At 61.3% G+C, this 12,423-nt stretch carries 11 protein-coding genes; 9 read left to right on the top strand and 2 right to left on the bottom strand.

The genetic code is table 11. The features are described 5' to 3' along the window. Positions 1–7: 7 nt before the first annotated feature. From cysS to ACWF8S_RS09585, 9 genes are all read left to right on the top strand, one after another. Positions 8–1,405, top strand: a complete 1,398-nt coding sequence (gene cysS, locus ACWF8S_RS09625; protein ID WP_447553107.1) for a cysteine--tRNA ligase — start codon at positions 8–10, stop codon at positions 1,403–1,405. Positions 1,406–1,500: 95 nt separating this feature from the next. After that, a complete protein-coding gene (gene osmF / locus ACWF8S_RS09620) occupies positions 1,501–2,400 on the top strand; it encodes a glycine betaine ABC transporter substrate-binding protein OsmF (protein WP_447556576.1) in 900 nt (299 codons plus the stop codon). 3 nt (positions 2,401–2,403) lie between these two features. After that, the gene (locus tag ACWF8S_RS09615; protein ID WP_447553106.1) at positions 2,404–3,600 is read left to right on the top strand and encodes an ABC transporter permease; all 1,197 of its coding nucleotides are present in this window, start codon (positions 2,404–2,406) and stop codon (positions 3,598–3,600) included. Next, positions 3,597–4,562 (top strand): ABC transporter ATP-binding protein, encoded by a 966-nt coding sequence (locus tag ACWF8S_RS09610; protein ID WP_447553105.1) that lies wholly within the window; start codon positions 3,597–3,599, stop codon positions 4,560–4,562. The genes ACWF8S_RS09615 and ACWF8S_RS09610 overlap by 4 nt, the downstream gene beginning before the upstream one ends. Further along, positions 4,552–5,328: an ABC transporter permease gene (locus ACWF8S_RS09605; protein ID WP_447553104.1), complete on the top strand. Its 777-nt coding sequence runs from the start codon at positions 4,552–4,554 to the stop codon at positions 5,326–5,328. The genes ACWF8S_RS09610 and ACWF8S_RS09605 overlap by 11 nt, the downstream gene beginning before the upstream one ends. Positions 5,329–5,472: 144 nt before the next feature. Then, on the top strand, positions 5,473–6,681 hold the full coding sequence (locus ACWF8S_RS09600; RefSeq protein WP_447553103.1) for a thiamine pyrophosphate-dependent dehydrogenase E1 component subunit alpha: 1,209 nt from the start codon (positions 5,473–5,475) through the stop codon (positions 6,679–6,681). Between the two features lies 1 nt (position 6,682). Continuing rightward, positions 6,683–7,660 carry an alpha-ketoacid dehydrogenase subunit beta gene (locus ACWF8S_RS09595; RefSeq protein ID WP_447553102.1) on the top strand — a complete coding sequence of 326 codons (978 nt, stop codon included), beginning with the start codon at positions 6,683–6,685 and terminating at the stop codon, positions 7,658–7,660. 17 nt (positions 7,661–7,677) lie between these two features. Then, positions 7,678–8,973 (top strand): 2-oxo acid dehydrogenase subunit E2, encoded by a 1,296-nt coding sequence (locus ACWF8S_RS09590; RefSeq protein WP_447553101.1) that lies wholly within the window; start codon positions 7,678–7,680, stop codon positions 8,971–8,973. Between the two features lie 38 nt (positions 8,974–9,011). Then, complete coding sequence (locus tag ACWF8S_RS09585) at positions 9,012–10,832, top strand: protein kinase domain-containing protein (RefSeq protein ID WP_447553100.1); 1,821 nt, start codon at positions 9,012–9,014, stop codon at positions 10,830–10,832. Between the two features lie 24 nt (positions 10,833–10,856). Here the strand turns inward: ACWF8S_RS09585 and ACWF8S_RS09580 are convergent, their stop codons facing one another. Then, positions 10,857–11,483, bottom strand: a complete 627-nt coding sequence (locus tag ACWF8S_RS09580; protein WP_447553099.1) for an ABC-type transport auxiliary lipoprotein family protein — start codon at positions 11,481–11,483, stop codon at positions 10,857–10,859. Continuing rightward, positions 11,480–12,421 carry an MlaD family protein gene (locus ACWF8S_RS09575; RefSeq protein WP_447553098.1) on the bottom strand — a complete coding sequence of 314 codons (942 nt, stop codon included), beginning with the start codon at positions 12,419–12,421 and terminating at the stop codon, positions 11,480–11,482. The genes ACWF8S_RS09580 and ACWF8S_RS09575 overlap by 4 nt, the downstream gene beginning before the upstream one ends. Positions 12,422–12,423 lie beyond the last annotated feature (2 nt).

Raw genomic sequence — 12,423 nt, 5'->3', positions numbered from 1 at the left:
GGCGTTTATGCATATCTACAATACGCTGACGCGTCGCAAGGAAGTATTCACGCCGATCAAGGCGGGTAGCGTGAGCATGTACGTCTGCGGCATGACGGTGTATGACTACTGCCACCTGGGCCACGCCCGGGTGATGGTGGCCTTTGACGTGATCACCCGCTATCTGCGCGCCCGCGGCTATGACGTTACCTATGTGCGCAATATCACCGACATCGACGACAAGATTCTCAAGCGTGCCGAGGACAACGGTGAGTCCATCACCGCGCTCACCGAGCGCATGATCGATGCCATGCACGAGGACGAGGCGCGACTGGGGGTTCTGCCCCCCAGCCGTGAACCCAAGGCCACCGGGCACATCGACGATATTGTCGCGATGATCGAAACACTCATCGACAAGGGCTTTGCCTACGCTGCCGATAACGGCGACGTCTATTACCGAGTCAGGAAGTTCGGCGGTTACGGCAAGCTCAATAACCGTCAACTGGACGACATGCGCTCGGGGGCCCGGGTCGAGGTGGATACCCACAAGGAAGACCCGCTCGATTTCGTGCTCTGGAAGGCCGCCAAGGTCGGTGAGGCTCACTGGGCGTCACCCTGGGGCGACGGGCGCCCGGGTTGGCATATCGAGTGCTCGGCCATGTCCACGTGCTGTCTGGGCGATACCTTCGATATTCACGGCGGCGGGCCGGATCTGACTTTTCCGCACCACGAAAACGAGATCGCCCAGAGCGAGGCCGCCACCGGCAAGACCTACGTCAATACCTGGATGCATGCGGGCGCGGTGCGGGTCGACCAGGAGAAGATGTCCAAGTCACTGGGCAATTTCTTCACCATCCGCGATGTGCTTGCCGAACACGACCCGGAAGTGGTGCGCTATCTACTGGTGGCCAGCCACTACCGTAGCGCCATCAACTACTCGGTAGGTTCGCTGGTCGAGGCGCGTAAATCCCTGATTCGCTTTTACACCGCGCTGGAGGGTGTCCAGACGCAGCCCCTTGAGAGCGCCCCGGAAGGGCTGGAGGCCTTCGATGCGCGCTTCAAAAGCGCCATGGACGATGACTTCAACACTCCTGAGGCGCTGGCGGTACTATTTGACCTTGCCCGCGAAGTAAATCGCGCCAAGACCGAGGCACCCGAAAAAGCGCAGCAGCTGGGCTCGGAGCTTGAGCGCCTGGGCGGAGTGCTGGGGCTTTTGCAGCAGTGTCCGGAGGCGTTTCTCAAGGGGAGTAGCGCGCAGCCGGCTATCAGTGAAACGGAAATAGAGGCCAAGATAGAGGCGCGCCAGCAGGCGAAAGCCGCCAGGGATTTCGCTCGCGCCGATGCCATTCGCGACGAGCTTGCCGCCCTGGGTATCGTGCTCAAGGATTCCCGGGAAGGGACCTCGTGGGTGGTTGAATCACTCTGAAAACAAGCGCCTGGGAGTGGCGCTTGCCGGACAGGCACCTATACTTGAACCACTCTTGTGAGCTTGTTGAATAAAGGATGATGAAAATGCGCTCAATGATAAAAACTGCGCTTGGCGGTCTCGCCCTCACGTTGGTTGCCAGTGCCAGCCAGGCCAATGAACCGGTGGTGGTGTCATCCAAGATCGATACCGAAGGTGCCGTTCTCGGGGAGCTGATCATTCAGGCGCTGGAGCGCGAAGGGATTCCCACCGAGAACCGTTTGCAGCTGGGTGCCACCAGCGTGGTGCGAAGCGCGATCCAGGCCGGGGAAATCGATGTTTATCCGGAGTATACCGGCAACGGTGCCTTCTTCTTCGACATGACGGATAGCCCGGTCTGGAACGATGCAGATCAGGCCTTCGAGACCGTGCGCGAGCGCGACCTGGAAGAGGGGCTCGTATGGCTGCGTCCTGCCAGCGCCAACAACACCTGGGCCATCAGCGTTCGTGGCGATGTCGCCGAAGAGAACGAACTGGTTACCCTTGAAGATCTGGCGGAGTATCTTGAGCAGGGTGGCGACTTCAAGTTTGCCGCCAGCGCCGAGTTTGTCGAATCCGAACAGGCGCTGCCTGCCTTCCAGCAGGCGTATGGCTTTCAGCTGGGTGAAGATCAGCTTCTGGTGCTGTCCGGGGGCAACACGGCGGCAACCATGCGCGCTGCCGCCCAGCAGACCAGCGGTGTCAACGCGGCGATGACCTACGGTACCGATGGTGGGCTCAATGCGCTGGGTCTTGTGGTTCTTGAGGACACCAAGGGCGTTCAGCCGATCTACCAGCCTGCACCGGTCATTCGTGAAAGCGTGCTGGCTACGTACCCCGCCATCGAAGAGCGGCTCAATGCCGTGTTCGAAACGCTTGACCTGGAAACGCTTCAGCGTCTGAACGCCGACGTGGCGGTCAACGGTTTGTCCCCCGACCAGGTAGCCCGCGATTATCTCGATGGTTTGGACGATTGATGCATGACATCTAGCGCGGCCTCCCTTGTCAGAACCCGCGAGCACCAGACAGCGCCGAATATCGTACTGATTGCCCTGGCAGGCGTCATGATTGGCGCGGTCTGGCTATTGAATGCGGTCAGTGTGGCGCCCAACCGGATTGTACCCGGGACCTCCTATGGACTAATCGAGGCATTGGGCGTCGTCGGGGCGCTGTTGATTACCCTGTTGCTGGTCGCCTTGGGCGCGCTGGCGCTCAGGCCGAATCGAGGCAATTATCAGGCGATGCTGCTGCTGGTCGTGCTGATGCTGTTGCTCATGCCCTTTGGCCTGATGGTGGCTGGCCACTACCTGATGGATCCGCAGCTCCCTCAGGCCCGACTGGGGTTGGGGGCGGCGTACTGGACACTGCTTTTCGTCCTGCTTCTATGCCTGGTAGAGCTTCGCCTTCGCCTGGGCATCAAGCGGCTGGCGACCGCTGCGCTACTGGTCGGCGTGGCGCTCATCTGGTGGCTGTGCATCCGGCTTTGGCTGGGGGATCTTGCGCTGGCTCAGGAGTTTCTGGCCCGCCAGGGGCAGTTCGCCAGTGCCCTGAAACAGCACATTGCCCTGGTGGCCAGTGCGGTGGGAATCAGCATCGTACTGGGGCTCTTGCTTGCCATGCTCATGCGCCGCTTCAGGCGGGCGCAGAAAGTGGGCTTTGCGCTGCTCAACTCCTTTCAAACCATTCCAAGCCTTGCACTTTTCGGTCTGTTGCTTGCGCCACTTGCCTGGCTGGGCGCCAATGTGGCGTTTCTGGGCAAGCTCGGGGTCAGTGGTATCGGCAATACGCCGGCGCTGATCGCTTTGATTGCCTATAGCCTTCTACCCATTGTGCGTAACACCTTCATCGCCCTGGAAGAGGTTCGCCCGGATACCCTGGAAGCCGCCACGGCCATGGGCATGAAGGCCAGTCAGCGCTTCTGGCAGGTACGCTTTCCCCTGGCACTGCCGGTGCTTCTGGAGGGCGTACGGATCACCACCGTGCAGGCGGTAGGACTTACCGCCGTAGCGGCGCTGATCGGTGCCGGCGGGCTTGGCACGTTCATCTTTCAGGGGTTGGGCCAGGCGGCCATGGATATGGTGCTGCTCGGGGCACTGCCCATTGTGGTCATGGCGCTGGTCGTCGATTCTGCACTTGGCGCGCTGGCCGAGATAACCCGCCACGGAGGACAGGCATGATCGAGCTCAAGAACGTCACCAAGCGCTTTGGCGACGCGCTCGCCGTCGACGATATTTCACTGCGTATCGACACGGGCAAGTTCTGTGCGCTGGTGGGCACCTCCGGGTGTGGCAAGTCGACGACACTGCGCATGATCAATCGGCTTATCCCCCATAGCGCCGGCGAGATCACGCTGGACGGCCAGATGGTTGAAAGCTTCGATGCGGTGAAACTCCGCCGACGCATCGGCTACGTCATTCAGAGCACCGGACTTTTCCCCCACTGGAGCGTGGCGCGCAACATCGCCCTGGTGCCACGTCTTCTCAAGTGGCCAGCAGACAAGGTCACCGCCCGGGTGGAAGAATTGATGGACATTCTGGGCTTGCCTGTTGGGGAGTTCGCGCACAAGTACCCCCATCAGCTCTCCGGCGGCCAGGCTCAGCGGGTGGGCGTTGCCCGCGCCCTGGCAGCCGACCCGGATATTCTGCTGATGGACGAGCCCTTCGGTGCGCTGGATCCGCTCACCCGGGAAAAGCTCCAGGATGAGCTGGCAAGACTACAGGCGAAGCTCCATAAAACCATCGTATTCGTTACCCATGACATGGACGAGGCGTTGAAGCTTGCCGACCATCTGGTGGTCATGCGCGACGGTCGCATCGTGCAGCAGGGCAGCCCGCTTGCGCTGCTGCAGCACCCCAGCGACTCGTTCGTGGAGTCCTTGCTGGGCGGTCTCGAGAGGGGGCTCAAACAGGCGGGACTTACGCGGGTGAAAGATCATATGTCGTCGCTTGGGCCCACGATTCCCGCGCATTCGCGCATTCCCGCCGACTTTACCCTGCGTCAGGGACTTTCAATGATGCTGCGCGATCACTGCGACCGGCTCACGGTGGTGGATACAAGCGATGTTCCCATCGGCGAACTTTCCCTGCGCCGGGTCATCAAGGAAGCCCAGGTTGAACGAGGCGCCTACCGTGCAAGCTAGAAGCCCTGTTGTCGCTATCCGGCAAGCGCCCTTGTCACCGCGCTGGTTGATACCGCTGGCGTGGGCTGTGCTGTTGGCATTGGCCGTGATGGGCATGGCCTATCTGGAGAGTTTTTTCAGATGGCTGGAGCCCGGGGCGCGTCAGGTGATCTACTCCCGGGCAAGCTTTCTCGACCTGCTTGGCCGACACCTTCTGGTGGTAGGCGTGGCGGGTGGGGTCACAGTGTGTGTCGGTATACTGACAGGTATTGGTGTCACCCGTGAGCGCGGCCGCGATTTCCTACCCCTGGCCGGGCAGCTGGCCTCGCTGGGTCAGACATTCCCGCCTGTGGCGGTACTGGCGCTCGCGGTGCCGGTACTGGGCTTTGGCACGCTGCCCATCATTGTCGCGCTGATGCTTTACGGGCTCTTGCCCATCGTGCGCAATACGCTAGCCGGGCTTGACGGGGTGGACCCTCGCATCAAGGAAGCGGCGCTTGCCATGGGGATGACCAGCCGTCAGATCCTCTGGCGCGTGGAGCTTCCTCTGGCCGCGCCGGTCATTCTGGCCGGCGTTCGCACCTCCATCACCATCAATATCGCTACCGCCGCGCTGGGGGCCACCGTAGGAGCAAGTAATCTGGGCGACCCGATCATTGCCGGCATCATCAACAGCAATATGGCTTACGTACTGCAGGGGGCACTGCTGATTGCGCTGCTGGCGCTGACGGTGGACAGCCTTTTCGATCTCTTGCAGCAAACCCTTCGCCAGCGCCTACCCGTATAACCCCCGCCTTAAGTTGTATCCCTAAAGTCATCGCGCTGGGGTACTGTCCTTGTGTTGCGTTGATCATTGCCAGATAAATCCACTGGCAAAAACGGTCGGCACCGACAACACTGCCCTCAAAAGGGGCCAATAAGGATAAAAACGATGACACGCTACTGCCACCAGCCGAGTTTCATGACCGGCGACGAATTTTCCATGGCGACCTTCAGTCTACTGAGCCCCGAAGGGGCGCTTTATGAAGGCGCCGTCGAGCCCGCCCTTGACCGCGACCACGCCAGACGTCTTTACAAGGCCATGCTGGCCACACGACTTCTTGACGAGCGCATGCTGGCCGCCCAGCGCCAGGGGCGGCTGAGCTTTTACATGCAGAGTACCGGTGAAGAAGCGGCTATCGTGGGCGCCACTGCCGCCTTGAACGATGCCGACATGATCATGGCCCAGTACCGGGAGCAGGGCGCGCTGATGTATCGCGGCTTCACCATCGACGAATTCATGAATCAGCTGTTCGGCAATGAGCTCGATTACGGCAAGGGCCGGCAGATGCCGGTGCACTACGGCTCACGCAAGCTTCACTACATGACGATTTCCTCGCCGCTCGCCACCCAGATCCCCCAGGCCACCGGCTACGCCTACGGTCAGAAGCTGGCCGGCGAGGGCTTTTGTACGCTGACCTTTTTCGGCGAAGGGGCGGCCTCGGAGGGCGACTTCCACGCCGCGCTGAACATGGCCTCGGTTCACCAGGTGCCGGTCATCTTCTTTTGTCGCAACAACGGTTACGCCATCTCGACTCCTGCGGTCGAGCAGTTCGCCGCTGACGGTATCGCGCCTCGGGCCATCGGCTATCACATGCATGTGATCCGGGTGGACGGCAACGACGCGCTGGCCGTGTATGAGGCCACCACTCAAGCGCGGCGCATCGCGGTAGAGCAGAACAAGCCCGTACTGATCGAAGCGATGTCCTATCGCCTGGCCGCGCATTCCTCCTCCGATGACCCCACCGGTTACCGCGCCAAGAGCGAAGAGGAGACCTGGCGGTTGAAAGACCCGGTACTGCGCCTCAAGAAATGGCTGATCCAGAAAGAGTGGTGGAGCGAAGAGGAGCAGGCGGACGAAGAGGAAAGCCTGCGCCGGGAGGTGCTCGAGACCATGAAGCGCGCTGAAAAACGCGCCTGTGTGCCGCTGGAGTCGCTGATCAGCGATGTCTACGCCGACATCACGCCGGAACTTCAGCGCCAGCTCGACGAGCTGAAGCGTCATATTCGCCGCTACCCCGAGGCCTATCCCAAAGGCGCCCGATCACTGGATCTGGGTATCGAGTCATCCGCGAACGCGAACGCGGAAGGGGAGGCGTAACATGGCGACGATGAATCTACTTCAGGCGATCAATAATGCGCTGGACACCGCCATGGCCGAAGATGAAAAAGTCATCTGCTTCGGTGAAGACGTCGGCGTCTTTGGCGGCGTATTTCGCGCCACCAGTCATCTTCAGGAGAAGTACGGCAAGGCGCGCTGCTTCAATACACCGCTGGTCGAGCAGGGCATCATCGGCTTTGCCAATGGGCTCGCCGCCCAGGGGTCGGTGCCGGTGGCGGAAATCCAGTTCGCCGACTACATCTTTCCGGCGTTTGATCAGATCGTGAATGAAACCGCCAAGTTTCGCTACCGCTCCGGGGATCTATTCAACGTGGGCGGGCTCACCATTCGCACCCCTTACGGTGGCGGTATCGCCGGCGGGCTCTATCACTCCCAATCACCGGAGGCCTACTTTACCCACACGCCGGGGCTCAAGGTAGTGGTACCGCGAAACCCGTATCAGGCGAAAGGGCTTTTACTGGCCGCCATTCGCGACCCGGACCCGGTGCTTTTTCTTGAGCCCAAGCGGCTTTATCGCGCCGCGACCGGCGACGTGCCGGAGAACGATTACCAGCTACCCATCGGCGAGGCGGAAGTCATCAGAGAAGGTAGCGATATCACGCTGGTGGGTTGGGGGGCTCAGATGGAAGTGCTGGAGAAGGCAGCCACGCTTGCCGAAGAGCAGGGCATCGCCTGCGAGGTCATCGACCTTCGCACGCTCTTGCCCTGGGACGCCGATACCGTCGTGGAGTCGGTGCTGAAGACCGGGCGTCTGGTGGTCAGCCATGAAGCACCACTGACCGGAGGCTTTGCCGGCGAGATTGCCGCTACCGTACAGGAGCGCTGTTTTCTGTATCTCGAATCCCCCATTCGGCGGGTGACTGGCCTGGATACTCCGTTTCCCCTGGTGCTTGAAAAGGAGTACCTGCCGGATCACCTCAAGGTTTTCGAAGCGATTCGCGAAAGCGTCAATTTCTAGCGCCCCGGAGAATAATAATGAGCGATTTTGTACTGCCGGATATCGGCGAAGGCATTGTGGAGTGCGAGCTGGTCGAATGGCGCGTGAAAGAGGGTGAGCGAATCGAGGAGGACCAGCCGGTAGTCGAGGTGATGACCGACAAGGCGTTGGTGGAAATCACCGCCCCGGAGGCGGGGGTGGTCACCCGGCTTTACGTGCAGCAGGGTCAGATTGCCAAGGTTCACGCGCCGCTCTACGCCTATCAGGCCGAAGACGACACCTTGGCCAGCAATACGCCTGACGAGGCCGGCGCCGTTGAAGATGACGCCGAAATGCCCGTAGCACCCGCCGTCACGGCCTCGGCGAAAGACGGGCCCCGGGCTAACCGGGCGTCGAGTACGCAGGCACCGGGCTCTCAGGGAAGCACCACGGCTCCCAGCGACAGTCGAAAGACCCCCGCAAGCCCTGCGGTTCGCCGCCTGGCGCGCGAGCATGATCTCAAGCTTGGTGATATCGCCGGTAGCGGTAAGGACGGGCGTGTGCTGAAGCAGGATGTGCTGGCTCATCTTGAAAGTGGCCAGGGCAGTAGTGCCCAGCAAGGCCCTGCGGCGGCACCGTCTGACACGTTTGCCGGCCGGGTAGAGCCGCTTCGCGGTATGCGTGCGGCGATGGCCAAACGCATGGTGCACTCGGCCAGCACCATTCCGCACTTTCACTATGGCGATGAAGTCGATGTGACCACACTGCTGGCACTGCGCGAGCGGTTGAAACCCGTCGTGGAAGAAAGCGGTGAGCGCCTGACGCTGATGCCTTTTTTCATGAAGGCCATGGCGCTGGCCATTTTCCAGACTCCGATCGTCAATGCCCAGCTCAACGAGGCAGGTGACGCCATTCACTACATGGACGCCTGCAATATCGGAATGGCGGTGGACGGCAAGGCGGGGCTGATGGTGCCCAACGTGAAAGGTGTCGAGCGCCTGACACTTGTCGAGCTTGCCCGTGAGGTAGGCCGTCTGACCCAGGCAGCCCGGGAAGGGCGGGTCGAGCAGGCGGACTTGAAAGGCGGCACCATCACTGTCTCGAACATAGGCGCGCTGGGTGGCACCTACGCCGCCCCGATCATCAACGCGCCGGAGGCGGCGATCGTGGCCATCGGCAAGACCCAGTGGTTGCCGCGGTTCAACGAGGCAGGCGATGTCGAGCGGCGAGCCATCATGACCATCACCTGGGCGGGCGATCACCGGTTTATCGACGGTGGCACCATCGCACGCTTTTGTAACGCCTGGAAAGGGTTTCTGGAACAGCCCGAGACCATGCTTTTGCATCTGCGCTGACGCCCAGGGTTTCTGCGTGTACATAGACGGGTAACGCGATGTCCCAGGCGGCGCTGCAGCAGTTCTATATTCCTGAAGAGCAGTCGGTTTATCTTCTGAACCATCAGGATGCGCGAAAGCTCAAGGATTGGGTGGCACTGTGTCAGGTGCAGCTTGGGCAGCTGGGGTTCGAGTCGATCGAGCTGATCGGCAAGGGGGCCTATGGGTTTGTCTTTGCCGGACATGCTCGAAAGCCCGAAGGCGTGGCACACTACGTGTTCAAGTTCTCGCGAATCACGCTGCCTACTCACCTTCAGGAGCGCCTCGAGGAAGAGGCGTTCATGCTCGATCAGATCACGCATCCGCGTATTCCCAGGCTGATCGCTTACCAGCGTATTCGGAGCCAGTCGATTCTCGTGATGGAGCGCGCCCCGGGGCTGAATCTGGAAGAGATATCGCTCAAGCAAGGGCGCTTGTCGCCGCGCTTGATCGTTCGCATCGCCGCACAGCTGGCCGATATCCTGCTCGCCCTTCGCCAGGAGACCGGCCCTTTCGGGCGGCCGCTGGTACACGGCGATATCAAGCCCTCGAATCTGGTGTTCGACGCCGAGCACGAATCGGTGGCACTCATCGACTGGGGGTCGTCGGTGTTCGCCCAGCTCGATGCCGCGCTCATGCCGGTGGGGAGTAACGTGATGGAGCTGATGTCCAACCATCTTCAGCATACCAATGCGCGGTTGGGGGATGTCTACTTCATCGGCGAGGAGCAGCTTGGCGGCGCACTCTCCTCGCCCCGGTTCGACGAGCAGGGCGTGGCGGGAACGCTATACGCGCTGGCCTCGGCCCAGTCCTGTCGGTTCGGCCACCGGGCCATTCCGGCAAGCTCACTGGGACTTCCTCTGGCGTTTGCCCGCACCTTGGACGCCATGCTGGATCCGGACCCACAGACACGGCGCCGGGCGGGTAATTACTTCATCGAGAGTATGCCTGCCATGGCCAGACTGGTGATGGTGGATTTGCCTCAAAAGCCGCTGTTGCCCCTTGTGCCGGTCTGGGTACGTTCGGCGGATAAAGAGATCGATACCGTGGTGTACAGCTCGCGCAAGGCGTTCTTGCGCGAGGTGAATGCCGAGGAGACGCTCAATGACGTCAACGATGTTCAGCTCGACCGCTACTACAAGCAGTTCATGCAAGGAATGGGCGACACCGAAAAGGCGTTTCTGGCCGCGGTCAGCCGCTTGGGCAAGTATCCGGTCGTCGGGGGGCTGGCCATTCGCTGGGAGGCCCAGGGTATTTATATCGACTCCTCCTTGAACCTGCATGACCCGGCGCTACGCCCTGCGTTTACCCAAGCGGTGAACAACATGGTGCACCTGGCTTGCGCCATTCACCGACAGGGGGTGTTCAAGAGTTGTCTGTTCAATGCCCGGCAGACGCTTCATCTGGAGCGAAAAGAGGAGCGCGAGTCGTTTATCCGCCGGCCCGGTACGCGGATCCACTACGAACTCAGCGCCACTCCCGAGGAGAGCCGTACCCGTCAGCACAGTTATTTCGAGGATGGCCCGGACCCGGAGGAGCTTCTGGCGCTGCCCGACACGATCATGGCGCTGCTGAAAAAGCTGAACGATATTCACCACACCGGCATGATCATCTTTGAGGCTCACCCGCGCCATCTCAAGATCCACAGCTACTATCGGTTGCTGGACCCCGTCAGGGGGGGCGAGTTTGGAGAGCTGCTTGACCGGATACTCGACTCGGTAAGTCTGATCGAAGGGCTTGGCGTATCCGGGTTCATGAAGATGCCTTACAAGGACACCCGGTTTTTTTCCCACCTGGAGCGCCAAAGCGAGCATTTCTATCCCCGAAATCCCCGGGCCTGACCCGGAAACCTGGACATACCTGGCTCAAGGGGCCGTCGCTTCACCGTCGAGCGTCTGCGCCGAGAGATTGCCCAGCCACTCGACCAGACTCATGGTCAGCTCGTCGCTTGCCGCGCCGAAAGCATCCACCACGTCGGGAATCTCGACACTTGCCGACCGTGCCCGCGCGGTGAAGGTTCGATGGGCCAAGGGCTGGCGCTGGCGGTCGGCCAGCTGTACGTCTAGTTCGACACGCACCTCTGGCGGGGGCTGGTCGTACTCGCTTTGAAAGTGGCGAAGCTCGCTCAGCAGTATCAGGTCGGCGGGCAGGCGGTCCACACCGACGCTATCGAACAGGGCGCTTTGCTGAAGACCCGAAACGAGGCGCATCTGGATCAGCTCCGGGGCGTCCTGGTGCCAGCGCGCGCCTTCATAGACATTGACCACATTGTGTTCAGGGTAGACCACGATGCGGTTGCTGCCGATCAGGTGGCCCGCCTCCGGAGCGGCGATTCCCAGGCGATGGGCAGAGAGTGCGGGGTTGCTTACCGGCGCCTGGCTTCTCGCTTCCGGCAGGCGATAGAGCGTCGCGGGGTCGCTTTCGGGCAGAATCGAACAACCGGCCAGCAGCGCTGCAGTGGCAAGCGTGGTGGTCGTCAGGGGGGCTCTCATGGGCGAAACTCCTCTACGCGGTCCCGACCCAGCAGAAAGTCGGCGGGGTTCTCTTCAAGATCGCGGGTGATGCGGTCAAGGGTGGTCAGGGTCGAGCGCAGTGCCGAAAGCGCCGGGGCGATGTCCTGGGTGCTGAGCAGGGTGCTTTCCACCGCGGCGGCGTTGTCGTTGACCAGCTGCTCGATACGCTGGGCGGCCCGGGCGACATCCTGGCTTGCGCTGGTAGCGCTGTCCATCACGCGCTGACCATCCTGGCGAAACAACTGGGTCGTTTCCTGGCTCAACACCTCGATGTTCTCGAGGGTCGAGGTTGCCTGGCGGGTCGCATCGCCGAACAGCGCCATGTTTTCGTCAAGTGCAGCCCGCTGAGAGGCGATCATGTCGGTGATGTCTGCAATGTCGGTCAGAATATTGCCCGCCTGCTCGCGGTTGTCATCGCTGAAGAGGTCGTTGACGTTTTCAAGGATCGCGTTGATGTTCTCGATCATCTCTTCGCCTTCGTCCATCAGCGTGGCAATCGGCGAGGGGTCGGCCTGAATGAAAGGGACCTCCTCGTCGGATCGGGCTTCAAGGCGGGGGCTATCCGGCTCGCCGCCGTGGAGCTGGACCGACATGCTGCCGGTAATACTGGCAAATGAAAGCTTCGCCCGGGTATCGGTCTTTACCGGCGTATCGTCATAGACGCGGATATCGGTCACCACCCGGCGCGGGTCGGTGGGGTCGAGGGTCAACGCCGTGACCTCGCCCACTTCGATACCGTTGTACTGGACCACACTGCCTTCCGATAATCCGCTGACGCTTCGCTCGAACACGATGCGGTAGGGGCGGTAGTCCTGTTCGCCGGCCACCTGACTCATCCAGAGCGCAAACAGCAGCGCCCCCGCCCCGGTTATCAGGGTAAAAAGGCCTATAAGAACATGATGCGCGCGGGTTTCCATGG

The sequence above is a fragment of the Vreelandella xerophytica genome (assembly GCF_968048975.1).
Note: the sequence above shows the minus strand (reverse complement) of the source record. Positions and strands in the feature narration are given on the sequence as shown.